General features: G+C 70.1%; 24 protein-coding genes and 1 tRNA gene. 13 read left to right on the forward strand and 12 right to left on the reverse strand.

Annotated features, from left to right (window positions below; all coding sequences use genetic code 11):
• Positions 1-84 precede the first annotated feature (84 nt).
• The 4 genes from VJN29_RS17840 to VJN29_RS17855 form a co-directional block, all read right to left on the reverse strand.
• Entirely contained in the window at positions 85-705 is a 621-nt protein-coding gene (locus VJN29_RS17840) for a hypothetical protein (RefSeq protein ID WP_324144986.1), read from the reverse strand.
• A 112-nt stretch (positions 706-817) separates the two neighbouring features.
• Positions 818-1,885 carry an adenosine deaminase gene (locus VJN29_RS17845; protein ID WP_324144987.1) on the reverse strand — a complete coding sequence of 356 codons (1,068 nt, stop codon included), beginning with the start codon at positions 1,883-1,885 and terminating at the stop codon, positions 818-820.
• A complete protein-coding gene (locus VJN29_RS17850) occupies positions 1,882-2,406 on the reverse strand; it encodes a DUF5709 domain-containing protein (protein WP_324144988.1) in 525 nt (174 codons plus the stop codon). The genes VJN29_RS17845 and VJN29_RS17850 overlap by 4 nt, the downstream gene beginning before the upstream one ends.
• A gap of 30 nt (positions 2,407-2,436) precedes the next feature.
• Positions 2,437-3,753: an aminotransferase class I/II-fold pyridoxal phosphate-dependent enzyme gene (locus VJN29_RS17855; RefSeq protein ID WP_324144989.1), complete on the reverse strand. Its 1,317-nt coding sequence runs from the start codon at positions 3,751-3,753 to the stop codon at positions 2,437-2,439.
• A gap of 193 nt (positions 3,754-3,946) precedes the next feature.
• On the opposite strand from VJN29_RS17855, the gene VJN29_RS17860 reads away from it, so the two are divergent.
• The 5 genes from VJN29_RS17860 (at position 3,947) to rplA (ending at position 6,679) form a co-directional block, all read left to right on the forward strand.
• Positions 3,947-4,019: transfer RNA gene (locus VJN29_RS17860), tRNA-Trp, on the forward strand.
• 100 nt (positions 4,020-4,119) lie between these two features.
• Positions 4,120-4,383 (forward strand): preprotein translocase subunit SecE, encoded by a 264-nt coding sequence (secE, locus tag VJN29_RS17865; protein ID WP_324144990.1) that lies wholly within the window; start codon positions 4,120-4,122, stop codon positions 4,381-4,383.
• Between the two features lie 53 nt (positions 4,384-4,436).
• Positions 4,437-5,261, forward strand: coding sequence for a transcription termination/antitermination protein NusG (nusG, locus tag VJN29_RS17870; RefSeq protein WP_324144991.1), 825 nt, complete (start codon positions 4,437-4,439; stop codon positions 5,259-5,261).
• Between the two features lie 122 nt (positions 5,262-5,383).
• The gene (gene rplK / locus VJN29_RS17875; RefSeq protein WP_324144992.1) at positions 5,384-5,815 is read left to right on the forward strand and encodes a 50S ribosomal protein L11; all 432 of its coding nucleotides are present in this window, start codon (positions 5,384-5,386) and stop codon (positions 5,813-5,815) included.
• A gap of 144 nt (positions 5,816-5,959) precedes the next feature.
• Positions 5,960-6,679: a 50S ribosomal protein L1 gene (gene rplA / locus VJN29_RS17880; protein WP_324144993.1), complete on the forward strand. Its 720-nt coding sequence runs from the start codon at positions 5,960-5,962 to the stop codon at positions 6,677-6,679.
• Between the two features lie 144 nt (positions 6,680-6,823).
• Here the strand turns inward: rplA and VJN29_RS17885 are convergent, their stop codons facing one another.
• The 5 genes from VJN29_RS17885 to VJN29_RS17905 form a co-directional block, all read right to left on the reverse strand.
• Entirely contained in the window at positions 6,824-7,603 is a 780-nt protein-coding gene (locus VJN29_RS17885) for an IclR family transcriptional regulator domain-containing protein (protein WP_414654417.1), read from the reverse strand.
• 62 nt (positions 7,604-7,665) lie between these two features.
• Positions 7,666-8,502 carry an ABC transporter ATP-binding protein gene (locus VJN29_RS17890; RefSeq protein ID WP_324145008.1) on the reverse strand — a complete coding sequence of 279 codons (837 nt, stop codon included), beginning with the start codon at positions 8,500-8,502 and terminating at the stop codon, positions 7,666-7,668.
• Positions 8,503-8,554: 52 nt separating this feature from the next.
• A complete protein-coding gene (locus tag VJN29_RS17895; RefSeq protein ID WP_324144995.1) occupies positions 8,555-9,331 on the reverse strand; it encodes an ABC transporter permease in 777 nt (258 codons plus the stop codon).
• Positions 9,328-10,143, reverse strand: a complete 816-nt coding sequence (locus VJN29_RS17900; protein ID WP_324144996.1) for an ABC transporter permease — start codon at positions 10,141-10,143, stop codon at positions 9,328-9,330. Before VJN29_RS17900 ends, VJN29_RS17895 begins: the two co-directional genes overlap by 4 nt.
• Positions 10,144-10,145: 2 nt before the next feature.
• On the reverse strand, positions 10,146-11,114 hold the full coding sequence (locus tag VJN29_RS17905) for an ABC transporter substrate-binding protein (protein ID WP_324144997.1): 969 nt from the start codon (positions 11,112-11,114) through the stop codon (positions 10,146-10,148).
• Positions 11,115-11,307: 193 nt separating this feature from the next.
• Between VJN29_RS17905 and pcaH the strand changes: the two genes are divergently transcribed.
• From pcaH to pcaC, 5 genes are read left to right on the forward strand one after another with little or no spacing between them, the layout of a single operon-like run.
• Entirely contained in the window at positions 11,308-12,099 is a 792-nt protein-coding gene (gene pcaH, locus VJN29_RS17910) for a protocatechuate 3,4-dioxygenase subunit beta (protein ID WP_414654416.1), read from the forward strand.
• Positions 12,092-12,694, forward strand: coding sequence for a protocatechuate 3,4-dioxygenase subunit alpha (pcaG, locus tag VJN29_RS17915; RefSeq protein ID WP_324144998.1), 603 nt, complete (start codon positions 12,092-12,094; stop codon positions 12,692-12,694). The genes pcaH and pcaG overlap by 8 nt, the downstream gene beginning before the upstream one ends.
• Before the next feature lie 5 nt (positions 12,695-12,699).
• On the forward strand, positions 12,700-14,181 hold the full coding sequence (locus VJN29_RS17920) for a lyase family protein (protein ID WP_324144999.1): 1,482 nt from the start codon (positions 12,700-12,702) through the stop codon (positions 14,179-14,181).
• Positions 14,178-14,981 carry an alpha/beta fold hydrolase gene (locus VJN29_RS17925; RefSeq protein ID WP_324145000.1) on the forward strand — a complete coding sequence of 268 codons (804 nt, stop codon included), beginning with the start codon at positions 14,178-14,180 and terminating at the stop codon, positions 14,979-14,981. The genes VJN29_RS17920 and VJN29_RS17925 overlap by 4 nt, the downstream gene beginning before the upstream one ends.
• Positions 14,975-15,424 carry a 4-carboxymuconolactone decarboxylase gene (gene pcaC, locus VJN29_RS17930; protein WP_324145001.1) on the forward strand — a complete coding sequence of 150 codons (450 nt, stop codon included), beginning with the start codon at positions 14,975-14,977 and terminating at the stop codon, positions 15,422-15,424. Before VJN29_RS17925 ends, pcaC begins: the two co-directional genes overlap by 7 nt.
• A gap of 28 nt (positions 15,425-15,452) precedes the next feature.
• On the opposite strand, the gene VJN29_RS17935 is transcribed toward pcaC, so the two are convergent.
• Both VJN29_RS17935 and VJN29_RS17940 read right to left on the reverse strand, forming a co-directional pair.
• Entirely contained in the window at positions 15,453-16,643 is a 1,191-nt protein-coding gene (locus VJN29_RS17935; protein WP_324145002.1) for a 4-hydroxybenzoate 3-monooxygenase, read from the reverse strand.
• An 81-nt stretch (positions 16,644-16,724) separates the two neighbouring features.
• Positions 16,725-17,504, reverse strand: a complete 780-nt coding sequence (locus VJN29_RS17940; RefSeq protein ID WP_324145003.1) for a DUF3152 domain-containing protein — start codon at positions 17,502-17,504, stop codon at positions 16,725-16,727.
• A 312-nt stretch (positions 17,505-17,816) separates the two neighbouring features.
• Here VJN29_RS17940 and rplJ point away from each other — a divergent pair, with 312 nt between their 5' ends.
• Together rplJ and rplL are read left to right on the forward strand one after the other, a co-directional pair.
• Positions 17,817-18,440 carry a 50S ribosomal protein L10 gene (gene rplJ, locus VJN29_RS17945; RefSeq protein WP_324145004.1) on the forward strand — a complete coding sequence of 208 codons (624 nt, stop codon included), beginning with the start codon at positions 17,817-17,819 and terminating at the stop codon, positions 18,438-18,440.
• Between the two features lie 68 nt (positions 18,441-18,508).
• Positions 18,509-18,901: a 50S ribosomal protein L7/L12 gene (rplL, locus tag VJN29_RS17950; RefSeq protein WP_324145005.1), complete on the forward strand. Its 393-nt coding sequence runs from the start codon at positions 18,509-18,511 to the stop codon at positions 18,899-18,901.
• A gap of 141 nt (positions 18,902-19,042) precedes the next feature.
• On the opposite strand, the gene VJN29_RS17955 is transcribed toward rplL, so the two are convergent.
• Positions 19,043-20,413 carry an FAD-binding oxidoreductase gene (locus VJN29_RS17955; protein ID WP_324145006.1) on the reverse strand — a complete coding sequence of 457 codons (1,371 nt, stop codon included), beginning with the start codon at positions 20,411-20,413 and terminating at the stop codon, positions 19,043-19,045.
• 110 nt (positions 20,414-20,523) lie between these two features.
• Here VJN29_RS17955 and VJN29_RS17960 point away from each other — a divergent pair.
• Positions 20,524-21,137, forward strand: a 614-nt coding sequence (locus VJN29_RS17960) for a hypothetical protein (protein WP_324145007.1), incomplete at its 3' end; no start/stop codon positions are given.

Consider the following 21,137-nt stretch of genomic DNA (forward strand, 5'->3'; position numbering starts at 1 on the left):
CGAGTGAACAACTTCTGGGGCGCTCGGCGCCGCCGAGCGCCCCAGAAGTTGTTCACTCGATCAGGGATGCGGTAACGGTGGGGCTCACTTGGTCAGGTTCGCCTGGATGACCAGGGCCTTGATCGCCTTGTCGGTGGTCGAGACCTGGTAGGCCGGCCGGTGGAACATCAGCCCGAGCGGGCTGGCGCCCTTGTCGATCTTGTAGATGAGCCAGCCGCTGCGGGTCTCGCCGCGCTTGGCCGCCTTGATCGGCTTGGCGAAGTCGGAGCCGAACTCGCTCGTCGGCCGGGCGTACGAGTCGCCGTACTTGAGGGTCACGTACTGGGGTGGCAGCTCGGCCGTGTAGCGGTCGCCGGCTGCGAACTTGACGTTCACCCCGACGATCTCGAACGCCTCGGACGCCACGGGGTGCCCCTTCGGCCAGCGCATGTTGCGCACCACCTGGGTCGCCGTGATCGTGTGGCCCAGCGCCGGGTCCTTCAGCGTCACCTTGACCGGGACCTTGGTCGGCTGTGCGACGACCGGGGTGGTCGTGGTCTCGGTCGTCTCTGGTGTCGGGGCGGCCGTCGTCGGTGGCGTCGTCCCCGTCGAGGCGGCCGTCTGGTCCCGGGTCGGGTCTGCCGTCACGGGGGCCTCGCTGCTGCACGCTCCGAGGACGAGGAGCGGGGCCACGGCGACCGTGGCCCCGAGTCGGCGGAGACGCATTCTTCTGGCCATGCGAGTGCTTGCGGGGAGCTGGTTCTCTGTCGTCATATCCGCTCCAGCATGAACGCCGGACCGAAGATCGAGCAAACTGGCACCGTCCACCGGACGGAGGTCACCCGGACAATACCGACTTCTCCGGCTTGTCGGCGAGCCACCCGTCGATCTCCCACAGAGCCGTGGAGCGGACCGGCTCTGGCGCCCGGCTGGCGAGGATCGAGGCGCGAGCCAGGTCGGCCAGAACCGGGTCCGGGCAGCCCAGGTCGCGCGCCAGGTCGTACTGGTGGGCGAGCCGGTTGCCGAAGAGGAGCGGGTCGTCGGCCCCGAGGGCCACGGGGATGCCCGCATCGAGGATCTGGGTGAGGGGCACCTCCTCGGGTCCCGCGTAGACGCCGAGGGCGATGTTGCTGCCGGGGCACACCTCGAGCGCCACCCCGGCCTCGGCCACGGCGTCGAGGACCTGCGGGTCCTCGACCGAGCGCACCCCGTGTCCGATTCGGTCGGGGTCCAGGTGTTCCAGGGTTTCCATGACCGACTGCGCCCCCAGCAGCTCGCCACCATGGGGGACGAGGGCGAGGCCGGCTCTGCGGGCGATCGCGAAGGCGGGCGCGAAGTCGGCGACGAGGCCGCGGCGCTCGTCGTTGGACAGCCCGAAGCCGACGACGTCGCCCGCGCCCGTGCCGGCGTACCTGGCGGCGAGACGGGCCAGCGTGCGCGCCTCGAGCGGGTGCCGCATCCGGCTGGCGGCCACGATGACGCCGACCCCGGTCCGGCCCTCCACCGACACGGCACGCGCCTCGTCGAGCACGATCTCGATGGCGGGCGTGATCCCGCCGACGAAAGGAGCGTAGGACGTGGGGTCGATCTGCAGCTCGAGCCACCGCGAGCCCTCGGCAGCGTCGTCCTCGGCAGCCTCCCGGACGACGCGACGCATGTCGTCCTCCCCACGCACGCAGGCGCGCGCGGTGTCGTACAGGCGCTGGAAGCGGAACCAGCCACGCTCGTCCGTTGCCTTGGCCAGGCGGGGCGGCCAGTCGCCGAGCAGGGCGTCGGGCAACGGCAGGCCGTGCTTCGCGGCGAGGTCGCGCACGGTGCCGATGCGCATGGACCCGGTGAAATGCAGGTGGAGGTGCGCCTTGGGCAGCACCTCCACCGATCGGGCCTCCTGGGGGCCTCCCGTCACTCGCGGGCCGTTTCGTTGCTCGTCCCGTCGATGATGTGCACGGCAGCCTCCTCCGCGGATGCCGCGGCACCGTCGATCCCCACGTCGCGGGCCCACAGCTCCTTCTCCGTGTCCTCGTGGGTGCCCTCGTCGTCCGACACGAGCCGGCCGGCACGTCGGTCGCCGACCTCGCTGTCCCCGACCCAGTCGTCCTGGGCATCGATCGAGTCGGGGTCGTCACCGCCGAGGCGCTCATCCTCGTCGAGGCCGCTCTCGTTGTGCGGCGCCCCGTATGCGGAGTGCGGGTCGGGCTCCTCCTGGAGGATGCGCTGGTCGATCGTCTCCTCGAGCGACTGCTCGTAGGCGGTGGTGCCGAAGGCGTTCGAGCCCCGCGCCGTGTCCGGCGGCGAGTAGCCGGGGTCAAGGGCATCCTCGACGCCGTCGCCGACCAAGGTGTCCTCCGGCTGGAGCTGGTCCTCGTCGTCGACGCTGTACGTCGTCAGGTCGTCGGAGATGTTCTCGTTGGGCTCGATGCCACTCATGTTGGGTTTCCTTCCAGGTTCATCACGTCATCAGGCCCTCTGTGCCGTACCCACGTGCTGGCCGCGATCCGCAGAGACCTTCTCGGCGGCGGCCAGCGCCACGCACGTCGCCACGCCGGCCATGGCGGTGCGAACCTCCTCGAGCGTCGGGAAGCTGGGGGCGAGGCGGATGTTGCGATCCCGGGGGTCCTGGCCGTGCGGGAACGCGGCGCCGGCTGGCGTCAGGGCGATCCCGGCTTCCCGCGCGAGGGCGATGACCCGGGACGCGGTCCCGTCGACGACGTCGAGGTTGACGAAGTAGCCGCCCGTCGGGTGGCTCCACTCGGCGATCCCGCGGCCGGCGAGCCGTGCGCCCAGGGCGTCGTCGACCGCGGCGAACTTCGGGGCGAGGATGTCCCGGTGCTTGGCCATGTGGTCCCGGACCCCCTGCGCCGACCCGAAGAACTCGGCGTGCCGGAGCTGGTTGACCTTGTCGGGACCGATGGATCCCATGGCCAGGTGCCCGAGGTACCAGCCGATGTTCGCCTCACTCGCGGCGAGCACGGCGACGCCGGCACCGGCGTAGGTGATCTTCGAGGTGGACGCGAAGACGATGGGCCGGTTCGGGTGACCCGAGGCGGCGGCGAGCGACAGGATGTCGGCGCTCTTGGCCTCGTCCTCGGTGAGGTGGTGGAACGCGTAGGCGTTGTCCCAGAAGATGGTGAAGTCCGGCGCAGCCGTCGGCATCGCCGCCAGCCGCGCGGCGATCTCCTGGGAGACGACGGCACCGGTCGGGTTCGAGTAGGTCGGGACGATCCAGATGCCCTTGACGGTCGGATCGTTCTTGACGAGCGCCTCGACGGCGGCCATGTCCGGGCCGTCGGCGCGCATGTCGACGGTGACCATGTCGATGCCGAAGGACCCGACGAGCGAGAAGTGACGGTCATAGCCCGGGACCGGGCAGATGAACCTGACCCGCTCCTCCTGGGACCACGGGCGGGAGGACTCCACGCCGCCGTGGAGCAGGAAGTCGACGATCGTGGTGTGCATCATGCTGAGGCTCGAGTTGCCGCCGACGATGACCTGGGACGGGTTGGTCCCGAGCAGCTCGGCGTAGATCTCGCGGAGCTCGCCGAGCCCCTCGAGGCCACCGTAGTTGCGCACGTCCGTGCCGGAGCGGTCCCTCGTGGAGGTCGGCAGCCGCAGGAGTGCGTCGGACAGGTCGAGCTGGTCCGCCGCGGGCTTGCCGCGGGTGAGATCGAGCCGGAGGCCCGCAGCCTTCAGCTCGTCGTAGGCCTGCTGCTGGTCCTGCAGGTAGCGCGCGAGCTCGTCGTCGGAGAGATCTGCCAAGGGCACGTGCGTGGTCACGAATCGATCCTCCCACCAAAGGCCACCGCGTTGTCCGTCCGGTCTCAGTACCGGGTGGCGCCGCGGTGCTGGGATCCGCGCCCGCCGGTTCGCCATGACCGTCTGTGTCACGTATGATCGACCTTCGGACGGCGCCCTGGCCCATCGCTGACGGCTGCCGTTCCGCCGGGAATCCCCCCACGAGACTCGGTGAAGGGCAATAGCTCAATTGGTAGAGCACTGGTCTCCAAAACCAGCGGTTGGGGGTTCGAGTCCCTCTTGCCCTGCGTTCCACAAGTGGTCGTCGTGCGTGGCGGCACGCGACTTATCGCCTCGCCAGCTCGAGGTGCTGTCGCGGGCCTCGACCCAAGACAGAAAGTAGGAATCGTGACGGAGACGAAGGCCAAGAGTGGGTCCGGCCGGGCCGACAAGGCTGCGGGTGGCAACCCTGTCTCGCGTTTCTTCGGCGCGATCAGCCTGTTCGTGCGGCAGATCCTCGACGAGCTGCGCAAGGTCGTCCGGCCGACCGGCCCCGAGCTGGTGCGCTACACGACGGTCGTCGTCGTCTTCGTGCTGGTCATCATGGGGATCGTGTCCGCGCTCGACTTCGGATGGAGCAAGCTCGTCTCGTGGGCCTTCGTGGGCGGATAGTCCGCGCCGCCGGAGCCGACAGCCGAACCAAGCGCAAGGAAGTAGGTCAGCACGTGTCCGACCAGTTCGCCCAGCAGGGCGTTGACACCGAGTACGCCGAGGGCGACGTCCAGGCCCCTGAGGCCGACTCCGTCGACCCCGGGCTCGACGCTGTCGTGGACGCTCAGGCCGACGGAGCCGCGGTCGATGAGGCGGTCGACCAGGCGGTCGACGAGTCCACGGACCTGACCGGCGACGTCGAGACCGCCCAGGTCGCCGAGGAGTCCAACGAGGACCCGGTCGCCGCCTTCAAGGCCGACCTGCACTCGCGAGTCGGCGACTGGTTCGTCGTGCACTCCTACGCCGGCTACGAGAACCGGGTCAAGGCGAACCTGGAGACGCGGATCCAGACCCTCAACATGGAGGACTACATCTTCGAGATCGAGGTCCCCATGGAAGAGGTGACCGAGATCAAGAACGGCCAGAAGAAGCTGGTTCGTCGGGTCCGGATGCCCGGCTACGTCCTTGTCCGGATGGATCTCACCGACGAGAGCTGGGGCGCGGTGCGTCACACGCCCGGGGTGACCGGCTTCGTCGGCAACGCCCACCAGCCGGTGCCGCTCTCGGTCGACGAGGTCTTCACCATGCTGGCCCCGAACCTCGAGGTCCCCGCCGAGAGCGCAGGCGGCGCCGCCGCCCAGGCCGCGGCTCCGAAGCCGGTCGCCGTCGTCGACTTCGAGGTGGGCGAGTCGGTCACGGTCATGGAAGGGCCGTTCGAGACCCTGCCCGCCACGATCTCCGAGATCAACCCGGACACGCAGAAGCTCAAGGTGCTCGTCTCGATCTTCGGCCGCGAGACCCCGGTCGAGCTGTCGTTCAGCCAGGTCGCAAAGATCTGAACCCATGGGGGGTTCGCCCCCCGTGTACCCCCAAAGACCGCGTGGTTGACTCCGCGCGAGCACGAAAATGCAACCGGGTCATCGCCCATGGCGTCGGCCCACAACAGAGAGAGTAGGCATCCATGCCCCCCAAGAAGAAGGTCGCAGGCTTCATCAAGCTGCAGATCCAGGCCGGTGCGGCCACGCCGGCGCCGCCCGTGGGCCCGGCGCTCGGTCAGCACGGCGTCAACATCATGGAGTTCGTCAAGGCGTACAACGCCGCGACGGAGAACCAGCGTGGCAACGTCGTCCCGGTCGAGATCACGGTCTACGAGGACCGCTCCTTCACGTTCATCACCAAGACGCCCCCCGCTGCCGAGCTGATCAAGAAGGCTGCGGGCGTGCAGAAGGGCTCCGGTGAGCCGCACAAGACGAAGGTCGCCAAGCTCTCCCGGGACCAGGTCCTCGAGATCGCCCGGATGAAGATGGAGGACCTCAACGCCAACGACGAGGAGATGGCCGCGCGCATCATCGCCGGCACCGCTCGCTCGATGGGCATTGAGACCCAGCTCTGAGCACACAACCCCTGGCAGCCCGCCCCCGACCGAGGGCGGGTCACCCGGGAACCGAGCCCAGCGGCATACGACATGCTGTCGGGCAGTGGGAGGGCCGGCGCTGGCCCCGCACCACGACTCCACCGCACCAACCAAGGAGCAGTCATGAAGCGCAGCAAGAACTACCGCGCAGCTGCCGAGCTGATCACGCCCGGCAAGCTGTACGCACCCCTCGAGGCGGTGCGCGTCGCGAAGCAGACGGCCAAGGCGAAGTACGACGAGACGGTCGAGGTCGCCTTCCGCCTCGGCGTCGACCCGCGCAAGGCCGACCAGGCCGTCCGCGGCACGGTCAACCTGCCGCACGGCACTGGCAAGACGGCCCGCGTGCTCGTCTTCGCGGGCGGCGACAAGGCCGAGGCCGCTCGTGAGGCGGGCGCCGACTACGTCGGCTCGGACGACATGATCGAGAAGATCTCCGGCGGCTGGCTCGACTTCGACGCGGTCGTCGCGACGCCCGACCTCATGGGCAAGGTCGGCCGCCTGGGCAAGGTCCTCGGTCCGCGTGGTCTCATGCCGAACCCGAAGACCGGAACCGTGACGATGGACGTCGCCAAGGCGGTCAGCGACATCAAGGGCGGCAAGATCGAGTTCCGCGTCGACAAGCACGCGAACCTCCACTTCATCATCGGCAAGGCGTCGTTCGACGAGAAGTCACTTGTCGAGAACTACGCCGCCGCCCTCGACGAGATCCTGCGTCTCAAGCCGGCGAGCTCGAAGGGCCGCTACATCGAGAAGGCGACCATCAGCACCACGATGGGTCCCGGCATCCCGCTCGACCACAGCAAGACGCGCAACCTCCTCGTCGAGGAGGAGGCTCAAGGCTGAGCCCGGGCGACCGCCCCGAAGAGCGTTCCGAGAGCCCGTCACCCTCGTGGGTGGCGGGCTCTCGCCATTGCTGCCGTATGCCGCTGGGCTCGCTTCGCCGCACACCACCCGTCGCGCTCCGGCGGGCTCGGGACGGTCGGTGGGTCAGGCGTTGACGTGCAGGTCGGCCTCGATCGCCGCCGCCGTCTCACGCAGCACGGGCAGCAGCTCGGTGAGGACGTCCTGCGGGGTGCCGCGCCTGGCGTCGGTCGAGGTGTTCATGGCGGCGACCGTCTGGCCCGATGGGGCGTGGATGGGCACGGCGAGGGAGCGCAGGCCGATCTCGAGCTCCTGGTCGACGAGGGCATAGCCTTCCGCGCGGACCTGCGCGAGCACCGCCGCCAGCTCGGCCTGCGTGGCCACGGTCTGGGGCGTGGCCTGGACGAGCTCGACCCTTGCCAGGTAGTCGTCGAGCCAAGCCTCGGGCGCATGCGCGAGCAGGACCCTGCCCATCGACGTCGCGTAGGCCGGAAGACGGGTTCCCACGGTGATGGCGACGCGCATGATCCGCTTCGCCTCGACCCGGGCGATGTAGATGACGTCGTCACCGTCGAGGACCGAGATGGACGTCGACTCGTGGACCCGCGCGGTGTACTGCTCCATGTGCGGGTGAGCCACCTCGGGAAGGGTCTGCCCGGACAGGTAGGCGTAGCCGAGCTCGAGAACGCGCGGCCGCAGCGAGAACAGGCGGCCGTCGCTCCTGACGTAGCCGAGCTGCTCGAGGGTGTGCAGGAAGCGACGCGCAGCCGCTCGGGTCAGGCCGGTCTTGCGGGCGACGTCGGACAGGGTCAGCGCGGCGTCGTTCGCGTCGAAGGCCTTGATCACCGCGAGGCCGCGCTCCAACGACTGGACGAAGTCGGCCGAGCGCGCTGGCGGGGTGGGCACCGGGCCGTCCGCCTCCCGCGGGGTGGGCGCGCTGTCCACGTCGACGGCTCCGGGTTCCTGGGTCACGATTCGGTGCTGGAGAGAGTGGCCGCAGCGGGTCGGTGCCCGCGCTTGGCCTGCTGGATCAGCTCGTAGACGTGCGAGCGGAGCTCGGCGAACCGAGGCGCCGAGCGCGTGGTCAGCTGGTCCCGGTCGTCAGGCAGGTCGATCGCGACGTCGGCCATGACGACCGTCGGCGAGCTGGACAGCACGATGACGCGCTGGCCGAGGTAGACCGACTCGTCGATGTCGTGCGTCACGAACAGGACCGTGACCCCGAGCCGCCGCCAGAGCGAGCGGACGAGGTCCTCGAGGTCGGCCCGCGTCTGGGCGTCGACGGCCGCGAACGGCTCGTCCATGAGCAGGATGTGCGGCTCGTAGGCGACCGCGCGGGCGATGGCAACGCGCTGCTGCATGCCACCGGAGAGCTGCCATGGGTGAGCGGCGGGGACGTCGGCGAGTCCAACTGCCTCGAGGGCGTCCTCGACGAGTCGCCTCCGCTCGGCGGCAGGCACCTTCTTCTCCTTGAGTGGCAGCTCGACGTTCTGCCACACCGTCATCCATGGAAAGAGGCTGCGACCGTACTCCTGGAAGACGACGGCCATGCCGGCCGGCGTGCCGGTGACGCGCTCGCCCTCGAGGACGACCTGCCCATCAGTGGGGTCGAGCAGACCGGCGATGATCTTGAGCAGCGTCGTCTTGCCTGCGCCGGACGGGCCGACGATGCAGGCGAGCTCGCCGGACTCGATGCTGAAGGTGAGGTCCCGGACCGCCTCGACGGTGCGCGACCGGCCCTCGTAGACCTTCTTGACGCCACGGACGTCGAGGATGGGCGGGCGGCTCGTCATCTCACTCGTCATGTCAGTCATGTCGTTGGCCCCTGGGCTCCGCTCGATCTGCGTGGTCGCCATGTCATTCTCCTCGTTGGGCCGCGCGAAGCCCGATGTACCACCGCAGCGCCCGGCCCTCCACGAAGCGGAAGATGAACGCGAGCAGGACGCCGATGAGGCCGAGCAGGATGATCCCACTCCACATCTGGGGGATCGCGAAGGTTCGCTGGAACTGGACGATGGTGAAGCCGATGCCGTTGCTCGCGGCGAACATCTCACTGATCACCATGAGGATGATCCCGATCGACAGGGCCTGCCGAGCGCCCGCGAAGATCTGTGGGCTGGCCCCGCGCAGGACGAGATGACGCAGCCGTCCGAGGGGCCTGAGCCGGTAGACCTCGGAGGTGTCGCGCAGCACCTCGTCGAGGCCCCGCACCCCTTCGACCGTGTTGAGCAGGACGGGCCAGATGCAGCCGGACACGATGACCAGGACCTTCATCCCGTTGCCGATCCCGGCGAAGAGGATGAGGATCGGCACGAGCACGGGCGGCGGGATCGACCGGAAGAACTCGAGCACCGGCTCGAGGAACGCGCGGAGACTCCGGTTGAGCCCGATCGCGACGCCGAGGCCGACCCCGAGGACGACGGCGAGCAGGTAGCCCGTGCCGAGTCGGAGCAGGCTCGGGACGACGTCCTGGGTGAGCCGGTCCGGGAACCACGTCTCCCTCATCGTGCCGAGGATGTCGCGAAGTGGCGGCCAGAAGAAGCTGGTGCTGCCCGAGGTGACGGTCCACCAGGCGGCAACGAGGACGAGGGGGACGCCGAGCGCGAGCACCACCTTCTTGACGAAGCCCATCATGCGACCTCCGCCCGGACAGCGGGATGCCAGCGCAGCACGTGGCGCTCTCCCGCACGAGCGACCAGGTTGACGACGACGCCGATGAGCCCGGCGACGATGACGAGGGCGTACATCGATGCAACGGCACCCGACGACTGGGCAACCGCGATCTCCTTGCCCAGGCCCGGGGTGCCGATGATGAGCTCGCCGGTGATCTCGAGGATCAGCGCCACCGCGGCGCCGAGGCGGAAGCCGGTCATGACGTAGGGCAGGGCCGTCGGCCAGGTGACCGTGCGGACGGTGGTCAACGGCCGGAACCGAAAGGATCTCGCCGTCTCCCGGGCCACCGGATCGACGTCCCGGACGCCGTAGAGCACCTGCAGCAGCACCTGCCAGAAGGTGGCGTAGACCACGAGGATGAGGGTCGCCTTCATGTCGGTGCCGTAGAGGAGGACGGTCAACGGGATGAGGGCGACGGAGGGGATGGGCCGGAGGAACTCGATCGTGGAGTTCGTCGCGGCCCGGACGACGGGGATGCTGCCGATGACGAGCCCCAGCACCACGCCCGCGACCATGGCGATGGCGAGCCCGATCGCCCAACCGCGCAGCGTCGCCGACAGTGCTGCCCAGAAGGCGGGCGTTCCGAGCTGGTCGGCGAGCGATGCAGCCATCGAGCTGAACGGTGGCAGGTAGCGCTCGTCGACCAGCCCGGTGCGCGGCACCAGCTCGAGGACGGCGACGAGGGTCAGCAGGCCGAGCAGACCGAGCACGCCGGCGGGGACTCGGTGCCCCCGCCGGCGGGCTGCGCTCGCGGCCGGAGCGAGGGACGTCATGGTCAGGGAAGCAGCTGCGCGATGTCGAGCTTCGCGTCGGTCAGCTTCTCCTCCGCAGCAAGGGTCGCCAGGAGCTCCAGGCTGGTCTCGTTGATCTCCGTGGGGAACTTCGGCAGCACGAGCCGGTTCGCGACGTCCTCGTCGATCTTGGTGTAGTCCGCGAGCACGCCACGAACCGCGTCCGGGTTCGCCGCGGCGTACTCCAGGGACTCGTTCATCGCCTCGGTGAACCGCTTGACGAGGTCGGGGTCCTGCTGCTGCAGCTGCTCGCTGGTGAAGTACGCCGCGATCTGCGTGTCGGGGGAGGTGTCGACGAGGTTGGAGGCGACGATCCGGGCGCCCTGGTCCCTGGCGATGGTGACGAACGGCTCGACGACCCACACCGCGTCGACCCGGCCCTCCTGGAGCGCGGCCGGCATGTCGGGGAAGGGCAGCTCGACGAACTTGACGGCGGTGGGGTCGCCCCCGGCCTTCCGGATGGACTGGCGGATCGTCGTGTCACCGATGTTCTTGAGGGTGTTGATGGCGACCGTCTTCCCGGCGAGGTCCTTGGCCGACTGGATCGGGCTGTCGGCCTTCACGAGGACCTCGCTGAAGTCCTTGCCTGCCTCACCGGTGGAGGAGTTGCCGGCGGCGACGATCTTGAGCGGCACGCCCTTGGACCGGGCGATGATGAGCGAGGTCACGTTGCTGAAGCCGAACTGGAACTGACCGCTGACGACCCCGGGCACGATGGCGGCCCCGCCCTGGCCGGCCTCCGTCGTCACGTTCATGCCCCGGTCCGAGAAGAAGCCCTGCTTGATCCCGAGGTAGAGGGGAGCGACATCGACGATGGGAATGACGCCGACCTTGACGTTGTCGGCGGCAGCGTCTCCGGTGGCACCAGACTCGGGGGTCTCGCTCGACCCGCACGCCGCCAGGAGGACGGCGGCGAGGGCGGCGGCGGCCGCCGCCTTGAGAGTTGCTCGCATCAGGTCTCCATTGACTTGTGTTCGCAGAACGAACGCATGTTCATTACACGGACACTATCTCCCGTTGAAATCCGAACGTCAATGGGCGAGGAGACGGTCGCCTTCCGCGCCCCTGTGCGCTCTGCGCACCCTTGTACTTGATGCGAACGCCCTGTTACCTTGCGAGGGCATGCGCGCAAGAGGAGGAGAGAGCGTGGGCGAAGAGTTCCCCCCTGGGCGGCCAACTGCTCCGGAGCCGGCGTCGCAGCGGGCGATCAGCGCCGAGATCGCTGCCACTCACGCAGCGGACGACGGACGAGCGCTCACCCAGCCCCGCCTCGACTTCTCCCCGTACCGCAGCTCCGTGCTCCGACATCCGACGAGGGACCTGTGCCACGCCGACCCCGAGTCGATCGAGCTCGCCGCGCCGGTCTTCGGTCACCGCGACGTCGACCCGCTCGAGGCAGACCTGACCATCCAGCACGGTGGTGAGCCCATCGGTGAGCGCATCCGGGTCACGGGGCGCGTGCTCGACGGGGACGGCCGCCCGGTCCGTGGGCAACTCGTCGAGATCTGGCAGGCCAACGCCGCCGGTCGCTACATCCACAAGCGGGACCAGCACCCGGCCCCGATCGACCCCAGCTTCACCGGAGTCGGCCGCGTCCTCACCGATGAGGACGGGTCGTACTCGTTCCTGACCATCAAGCCCGGCCCCTATCCGTGGCGCAACCACCGCAACGCCTGGCGGCCGGCACATGTGCACTTCTCCCTGTTCGGGACCGAGTTCACGCAGCGCATGATCACGCAGATGTACTTCCCCGGCGACCCGCTCTTCGCCCTGGACCCCATCTACCAGTCGATCACCAGCCAGTCGGCGAGGGACCGGCTCGTTGCCGAGTACGACCACGACCTCTCCGAGCACGAGTGGCTGCTCGGGTACCGGTGGGACATCGTCCTCACCGGCGCGCACGCCACGCGGATGGAGCAAGGGGGCGACCATGGCTGAGACGCAACCCGATTCGCCGTATGCCGCTGAGTCCACCTGGGTGCCCACGCCCGGGCAGACGATCGGACCGTTCTACCACTTCGCCCTGCCCTTCGAGGGTGGCGAGCACCTGGTGCCTCCGGGGAGTCCCGGCTCGGTCCGCTTGCACGGTCGGGTCACCGACGGCAACGGGGACGGGCTGCAGGACGCCATGATCGAGATCTGGCAGGCCGACGCGAACGGGCGGGTCGTCCAGCGTGAGGGTTCCTTCAGGCGCGACGCGGGCGTCTTCACCGGGTTCGGCCGGACGTCGACGTGGCGCGACGGCGGATACACCTTCACGACGGTCGAGCCCGGCCCACTGGCCGACGGCGCGGCTCCGTTCATCGCCGTGACGGTGTTCGCCCGCGGGCTGCTCAACCGGCTCTTCACCCGGATCTACCTGCCCGATGACGTGGACGCGCTGGGGCGCGACGCACTGCTTGCGTCACTGGACGCGGACCGGCGCTCCACGCTCCTGGCGCAGCGCGCCGAGGACGGCTCGCTGCGATTCGACATCCGCCTGCAGGGTGACCGCGAGACGGTGTTCCTGCGCTTCCCGCGGCACGAGGTCTGAGCAACGTGCTGCTGGACCCAGGGGCGGAGCGGTCGGGCGGTATCACCGATGACCGGGCCGTCCTCCAGGCGATGCTCGACGTGGAGACCGCCTGGGTGCGCGTGCAGCACCGGCTGGGCCTCGTGGACGACGGCACCGTGACGGCCGTGACCACGGCTGCGGAGGCCGACCGCCACGACGTGGCAAGGATCGCCCGCGCCGCCGAGGACGGTGGCAACCCCGTCATCCCGATGCTCGCCTCGCTGCGCGAGACCCTGCACGAGACCCTGCACGAGACCCTGCACGAGACCTTGGACGAGCAGCGGACAGCCGACCGGCACGCGGCGGGTGTGCACTCCGTGGGTGGTGGGGCAGCGGCAGCCGACATCGACGCGGCAGTACACCGCGGCCTGACGAGCCAGGACGTCGTCGACACCGCCCTGATGGGCATCGGCGCACGAGCCCTCGATGCGCTGGGAGCGAGCCTGGCCAGCGGTGCGGATGCCCTCGCGCGCCTCGCCGACGCGCATCGCCGCACCGTGCGGGTGGCACGCACCCTGGGCCAACCTGCCCTGCCGACGACCTTCGGACTCACGGCCGCCGACTGGCTGAGTGCCCTGGACGACGCGTGCGACGAGCTCGCGGGCACGCGAGCCTCCCTGCCCGTCCAGTGCGGTGGAGCGGTGGGCACCCTGGCGGCGATCGAGGCCGTGGCCCCTGGTCGCTCCCTGGCTGCGGCCGATGTGCTGGCCGAGGAGCTGGGGCTCGCGAGCCACGGACGACCGTGGCACACCGACCGGGGCCCCGTCACCCGCCTCGGCGACGTCCTCGTGCGGACCGCCGACACCATGGGCAGGATCGCCGCCGACATCGTCCTGTCCTCCCGACTCGAGATCGGGGAGCTCCGCGAGCCGCCGGCCGAGGGACGAGGCGGGTCGTCGACCCTGCCCCAGAAGCAGAACCCCGTCCTCTCCGTCCTCATCCGCTCAGCAGCGATCGAGGCGCCGCACCTCGGTGCGGTCCTCCACTCAGCCGCCGGCCTCGCGGTCGACGAGCGTCCCGACGGTGCCTGGCACGCGGAGTGGGGCGCCCTGCTCCGCCTCGTCCGGCGCGTCGTCGTGGCGGCCGCCCAGCTCGAGGAGGTCCTCTCGGGGCTCGTGGTCGACGCGGATGCGATGCGGCGCCACGTCGACGAGATGGGCCCCGCCCTCCTGAGCGAACGGGTGTTGACCGAGGTGGCGGCCCTGCCCAACGGTGCCGCGGCCGTCGCCGCCCTTCGCCCGGTCCTGCACGGACGTGCTCGCGCGCGTCACCTCACCCCGCTGCTGCGCGCGTACCTGCCCGAAGCCGTCCTCTCGGACGCCGACATCGAGGACCTGCTCGATCCCCTCCAGTACCTCGGCGCCACGGAGGCGCTGATCGACCGGGCCCTCGCTCGCCACGATGCCGGCAACCATGCCCGCCACGCTGCCCCTGCGCACCCGGACCCCTCCCAAGGTGAGCCATGACAATGGTCCTGACCCTGACCAACCTCCGCGTCCCCGAGCACCCCGAGGGCGTCCTCGTCGTGGGCCCCTCGCTGGGCACGGCGGTCTCGCCGCTCTGGGCGCGCTGTGTCCAGCACCTGCCGATCGACCTCGCGGTCGTGGGATGGGACCTGCCCGGCCATGGCAGCTGCCCGACGCACGACGAGCCGTTCACCGTAGAAGACCTCGCCCAGGCTGTCATGCAGGCGACGGAGGAGATCCGGGACGACGCGACGGGAATGGTGCTCCATGCAGGTGTCTCGCTCGGGGGAGCGGTCGGACTCGCCCTGGCGATCGACCACCCCCAGGGCTTCGACGGAGTCGTCGTCATCGCCTCGGGCGCCAAGGTCGGTGAGGCCGAGGGCTGGCATGAGCGCGCTGACCTGGTTCGCCGGGCCGGGACCCCGGTCATGGTCGAGGCCTCCGCGCAGCGGTGGTTCGCCCCGGGCGCCATCGAGCGCGATCCGGCCACGGCCGCCGCCCTGCTCGACTCGCTCCAGGAGGCGGACCGGTTCAGCTATGCCCGCTGCTGTGAGGCGCTGGCGGCCTTCGACGTCCGCGACGGGCTCGGTGCGGTGGAGGTCCCCGTGCTCGCGCTCGCCGGCGAGCACGATCCCGTCGCCTCGATCGAGATGGCGGCGACCGTCGCGGAGGGCACCGGCGGGACGGCGCGCACCATCGCGGGCGCCGCGCACCTCCCGCCCGCGGACCAGCCCGCCGCGACCGCCCACGAGATCACCGAGTTCCTCATGGGACCCGTGGCCGAGGCGAGCGCATGGTGACCGCCGACGGGCCCGGAGCCCCCGGACGTGGCGACCGGACCGCCGCGGAGGCCCGCGACGACGGCATGACCGTGAGACGCGCCGTCCTCTCGGCTGCCCACGTGGACGCCGCGGAGGCCCGCAAGACGGAGTTCACCGAGCCCTTCCAGGACCTCATCACCCGCTACGCGTGGGGCGAGATCTGGACCCGGCCCGGCCTCGACCGTCGGATGCGCAGCGCGGTCACCCTGACGGCGCTGGTCGCGAGGGACCACTGGGACGAGTTCGCGATGCACGTCCGCGCGGCCCGCCGAAACGGTCTGTCCGCCGAAGAGATCCAGGAGATCCTGCTCCAGGTAGCCATCTACCTCGGCGTCCCCACCGCCAACCATGCGTTCGCAGTCGCGGAGGAGCAGCTCGCCCGCTACGAGCAGGAAGATGGCTCGTCTCCATCGTCACGATGACGACCCGGGCCATCATCGTGACGGTGCCTCAGTGCGTCGGCCACCCCGTGTAGGACTCGGCGAGGTGTGCCGAGCCATGGGTTGACGTCACGATCGAGTTCAGCTCTCCCAGCTGCCGTTTCGCGTCGAAGGGCGTCTCGCCCGGCAGGGTGTGCAACAGGGTGGTCATGCGGTAGGAGAACTGCTGGGCCTTCCAGACCCGCTCGAGGGCGCGTGTCCCGTAGGTCTCGAGGAGCTCGGTCCTGCCGAGGTTCACCGCAGCGTCGAGCACCTCGGCGAGGACCCTGACGTCCTGCAGGGCCAGGTTGAGGCCCTTGGCACCGGTCGGCGGGACCGTGTGGGCCGCGTCGCCGGCGAGGAACAGCCGGCCGTAGCGCATCGGCTCCGCCACGAAGCTGCGGAAGGGCAGGACGACCTTCTCGGTGATGGGTCCCTCCTTGAGCGAGAAACCGCCTCCCGACACGCGAGTCTGGAGCTCCTCCCAGATCCTCTCGTCGGACCACGTCTCCGGGTCGGTCGCCGGGTCGCACTGGAAGTACATCCGCTGCAGCTGCTCCGTGCGTTGGCTGATGAGCGCGAACCCGCGGTCATGCCGGGCGTACACCAGCTCAGGGGCGCTCATCGGCGCCTCGGTCATGATGCCGAACCACGCGAACGGGTACTCCTTGAAGTACTGGACGCAGAGCGACTCGGGGATCTCATGGCGGCAGATGCTGTGCGAACCGTCTGCGCCGACGAGGTAGTCGCACCGTACCTCGCGTGCGACGCCGTCACCGTCGACGAAGGAGATCACCGGACGGTCCCGGACCTCCCGGACTCTCGTGTCGCGCACCCCGAAGCGGACGTCCCCGCCGTCACGCGCTCGCGCGTTGGCCAGGTCGATGAAGACATCGGTCTGGGGATAGAGCCACACGGACGCGCCGACGAGATGCTTGAAGTCGATCCGATGGCCCTCGCCCCCGAAGCGCAGCTCGATGCCCTCGTGCTCGGAGCCGTGGGTCAGGACGCGACCGTCGACGCCGGTGTCGGTGAGGAGCCGGACGCTGTCCTGCTCCAGGATGCCCGCCCGGTGGGTGTGCTCGATCTCGTGCCGGGTTCGGGTGTCGACGGTGATCGAGTCGATGCCGGTCTGCGACAGGAGGTGCGAGAGCATGAGGCCGGCGGGGCCGGCCCCGACGATACCGATGACCGTCGACTCCTGGACGGGCTGCGAAGTCACAGATCCAGCCTTCCCTCGTGCGGTGCGCCGTCGCGCAGCGGATACGGTCCATCCTTGCGCGGCGTGCCCGTGACGACGTGGTCAGGCCGGCTTGGGGCTCGGCCAGGGCCAGGCGGAGCAGCCCTTGACGCCATGGGTCTGCTGCATCATGACCGGCGCGACCTCGCCCTTGCCGGCGCAGTAGGCGTGCCCGTGGCCCAGGCTGTGGCCGACCTCGTGGTTGACGACGTAGGTGCGGTAGCCGGCGAGGTCGTCGCCGTAGGCCTCCGCGCCGAGCTGCCACCGACGCAGGTTGATGACCGCCCGGCCCCCGCTGTGACAGCTCACCTGTCCCCGGGTGCGAAGCGGCGCGCAGAGACGGTCGGTCGTCTCCGGGCTCGCCAACGTGATGCGGACGTCGACCCTTTCGCCCTTGGCAATGGCAGCGGGGGAGACGGCGACGAAGCGGACCTTGTCGACCCCCTGCCACCCTCGGGCGTCGGAGAGGGTGGTCGCGACGGCCGTGGCGAACTCCCCGGCATCCCCGGGCACGCCGCCCTCGGTCTCGATGCTGATCCGCACGGAGCGCCCCTGGGGCGCGCTCTTGAGGGCCCCGGCCGGTATGGCGACCGGCGTCAGCTTCCCGTCGCCCCGCTCGACCACCCGGGGCTCGCTGGCCTTGCCGGCCGCGGGCCTCGAGCGGAGTCCGACCTCGGTCGAGACCCGGCTCATGGTGGCGAGCGGCCCCTCGGAACCCGGCTCAGGTGCCGCGAGCGACACGGTCCAGACGTTCGCGACGATGCAGGCAGCCACCGCCGCGCCCGCCAGGAGCCGCCGGCGACGCAGTCGCCTCGAGCTCCCAGTAGGCGCTGCCTCCTGCATGCGTCTCACGCTAGGACACCCGACAGTCGATGACGAGGACCGCGCGCTCGTGGCGCGGTCAACGGGACGATTTGGTCCTTCATCTCCTGACCCGTACCCTTGACGACGACCAACGACCGCCGGTTGGAGGACGTGGGCACCACGCCCCTCCCGAAGGTTCCACACGACGTGGGCAGCCAGCGCAGGACACCCAGCCCAGCGGCATACGACCGGTATGTCCTTGCGAGCCCCGTGCGCCTGCGCCGGGGCTCTTTTCGTGTGGGCCCCTCGAGCCACCTCCCGGCGGCACGACGCAAGGGAAGGGAGGCCCCGATGGCAAACCCCGAGAAGTCGGCAGCCATCGCCGAGATCACGGACAAGTTCCGTCAGTCCGGCGCGGCCGTTCTCACCGAGTACCGCGGCCTGACGGTGAAGCAGCTCGGAGAGCTGCGCAACTCGATCCGAGGACACGCCACCTACGCCGTGGTCAAGAACACGCTCACGGAGATTGCTGCCAAGGAGGCCGGGATCACGGCCTTCGAGGGGCGTCTCCAGGGCCCGTCGGCCATCGCCTTCGTCACCGGTGACCCGGTCGAGGCGGCCAAGGGTCTGCGTGACTTCGCCAAGGCACATCCCCTCCTCGTGATCAAGGCTGGCGTCCTCGACGGCAAGCCGCTGACCGCCGAGGAGATCACGAAGCTCGCCGACCTCGAGTCGCGTGAGGTTCTGCTGGCCAAGCTGGCGGGCGCCATGAAGGGCTCGCTCAACAAGGCCGTCTACCTCTTTGCCGCACCTCTGTCGCAGACGGCCCGCGTGGTCGACGCCCTGCGCGCCAAGGTCGAGGCACAGGGTCCGGTCGAGTCCGCTGCTCCCGCAGCTGACGAGGCTCCCGCCACGGAGGCCGCTCCGGCCGCCGAGGCAACCACCGACGTCGCCGAGGGTGGCGACGAGAGCTGACCCGCTCGTCGGGTCCCAGCTCGATTCAACAAACCGCCACTCACGGCAATAACAGGAAGGAAGCCATCATGGCGAAGCTCAGCACCGACGAGCTCCTTGACGCTTTCAAGGAGATGACCCTCATCGAGCTCTCGGAGTTCGTGAAGATGTTCGAGGAGACCTTCGAGGTCACCGCCGCAGCGCCGGTTGCGGTTGCCGCCGCCCCGGTCGCCGGTGGTGCCGGCGGCGAGGCCGCCGCCGAGGAGGAGAAGGACGAGTTCGACGTCATCCTCACGGCGGCCGGCGACAAGAAGATCCAGGTCATCAAGGAGGTCCGCGCGCTCACGAGCCTCGGCCTCAAGGAGGCCAAGGACCTCGTCGACGGCGCCCCGAAGCCGGTCCTCGAGAAGGTCGACAAGGCTGCGGCCGAGAAGGCCAAGGAGCAGCTCGAGGGCGCTGGCGCGACCGTCGAGCTCAAGTGAGCTGACGCTCTCTCACTCGCAAGGGCGGGTCCGACCATCCGATGGTCGGACCCGCCTTCGCCGTATGCCGCCGGGCTCGTTCCGCGCCTCGTCGTCACATCGCGGCGTCGTCGGATCGCGGCGTCGTCGGATCGCAGCACCTCAGACCGCGGCGCCCGGGTTGAGGATGCCCTGCGGATCGAGCGCCTGCTTGATCCGCTGGGTCAGCGCCATGACGTCGGGGCCGAGCTGGTCCGCGAGGGCCTCCCGCTTGAGGCGTCCGACGCCGTGCTCGCCGGTGATCGTGCCGCCGAGGCGAATGGCGAGGTGCATGACCTCCAAGAACGCTCGAGCGGCGCGAACCCTCGCTGCCTCGTCGCCCCGCGGGTGGACGATGATCGGGTGCGTGTTGCCGTCGCCGGCGTGGGCGACCACCGGGATCAGCACGTCGTTGGCCTCCGCGATGGCGGCGATGCCGGAGAGCAGCTCGGGCAGGAGCGGGATCGGCACGCCGACGTCCTCGAGCATCAGCGCGCCCAGCTTCTCGATCGCGGGGAAGGCCGCCCGCCGGGCTGCCGCGAACAGCTCTCCCTCGGCCGGGTCGTCCGTGACATGGCACTCCACGGCGCCCTGCTCCACACACGCCGCACGGATCACCTCGATCTCCTCGGCGCGGGCGGCACCAGGTGCGTCGGACTGCGCGAGGAGGAGCGCTCCGGCGCCGCGGTCGAGCCCCATCGCCTGGTAGTCCTCGACCGCGTTGATCGAGGCGTTGTCCATCAGCTCCAGCATGGACGGCCGCACGTGCCTGCCGATCTCGACGACGGCCCGAGCCGAGGCCCCCACGGTCGGGAAGAACGCCACCAGCGTCGCTGCCGGCGGGCGGGCCGGCAGCAGGCGCAGGATGGCCCGGGTGACGACGCCGAGCGTGCCCTCGCTGCCGACGAACAGCTTGAGGAGCGGCAGCCCGGCGACGTCCTTGATCCGCTGGCCGCCGAGGCGCACGAGGGTGCCGTCCGCGAGCACGACGTCGAGCCCGAGAACGTAGTCGGTCGTCACGCCGTACTTGACGCAGCACAGCCCGCCCGCGTTGGTCGCGACGTTGCCGCCGATGGAGCAGATCTCGAAGGATGACGGGTCGGGCGGGTACCACAGCCCGTGCTCGGCGGCGGCCGCCTTGACCTCGGCGTTGAAGGCGCCCGGCTCGACGATGGCGGTCCGCGTCGCCGGATCGATCTCGATCTCGCGCATCCGCTCGAGCGACAGGACGATGCAGCCGTCCACCGCGCAGGACCCGCCGGACAGACCGCTCCCCGCTCCTCGCGGCACGACCGGCACCCCGTGCGCCGAGGCCCAGCGCAACGTGGCCACGACGTCCTCCGCTCGTTGGGCGCGCACCAGGCCCAGCGGCATACCGGCTGCGTCTGACTGCGTCCAGTCGCGTCGATAGTTCTCGACGGTCGCCGGGTCGGTCGTGAGGGTGCCCTCGGAGAGGGCCGCAGCGAGGGAGGCGAGATCCGGTGCGGACGTCACGTGGCAACGGTAACCGCATTGGGCCGTATGCCGCTGGGCCGGCTCACGCTCGTGCGGAGCGCTCCAGCGCCAGTCGGCACGCCGACCGTGGGCGCAGATAGGTTGGCGCCATGGACTCACCTGCAGTCGCCGCGCCTGCACCATCGCAGGTCGGCAAGTACGGGCCGCTCGTGCACATCGCCCGCTTCGACCTCGCCGCCGAGGAGCTGACCTGGCAGCTTCCGGTCAACGGCGAGCTGTACCGGTTGCTGCCCGGCCCGGACCGGCCGGACTACTCGCTCATGGTGCTGCGGCGACCGCTGCACTTCTACCCGGGCCACGACGGCTTCGACCTGGAGCGGGTGGACCCGGCCCAGCGCATCCCCGACCGCAAGGGCCGGCCGATGGTTCGCGTCCATGCGCTCGTCGTGTGTGCCCGGTTCGTGGGGCAGCAGCTGCAGCCGGGGATGGCCGAGGTGCCGGTCCACGTCGCGCACGTCATCGACAACTCACTCGCGCGTGACGAGCGCATCGACTTCGCGAAGATCGAGCTCGCGGGAGCGGGTCTCCTGTCCGAGGGACACGCAGAGCGGCGGCCCGCGAGCGCGACCCAGCGCCCGGATTCGGAGGGTTCGGCGGGAGTCCCGCCCGAGGCGAACGGGCGGGAGACGGACGCAGGGCACGGCGCGGAGGCGGCGCCCGGCGCGGACGTGGCGCCCGGCGAGGAGGTGGCGCGTGAGGCGGC

This window comes from Intrasporangium sp. (assembly GCF_035280925.1).
Taxonomy (GTDB): domain Bacteria; phylum Actinomycetota; class Actinomycetes; order Actinomycetales; family Dermatophilaceae; genus Intrasporangium.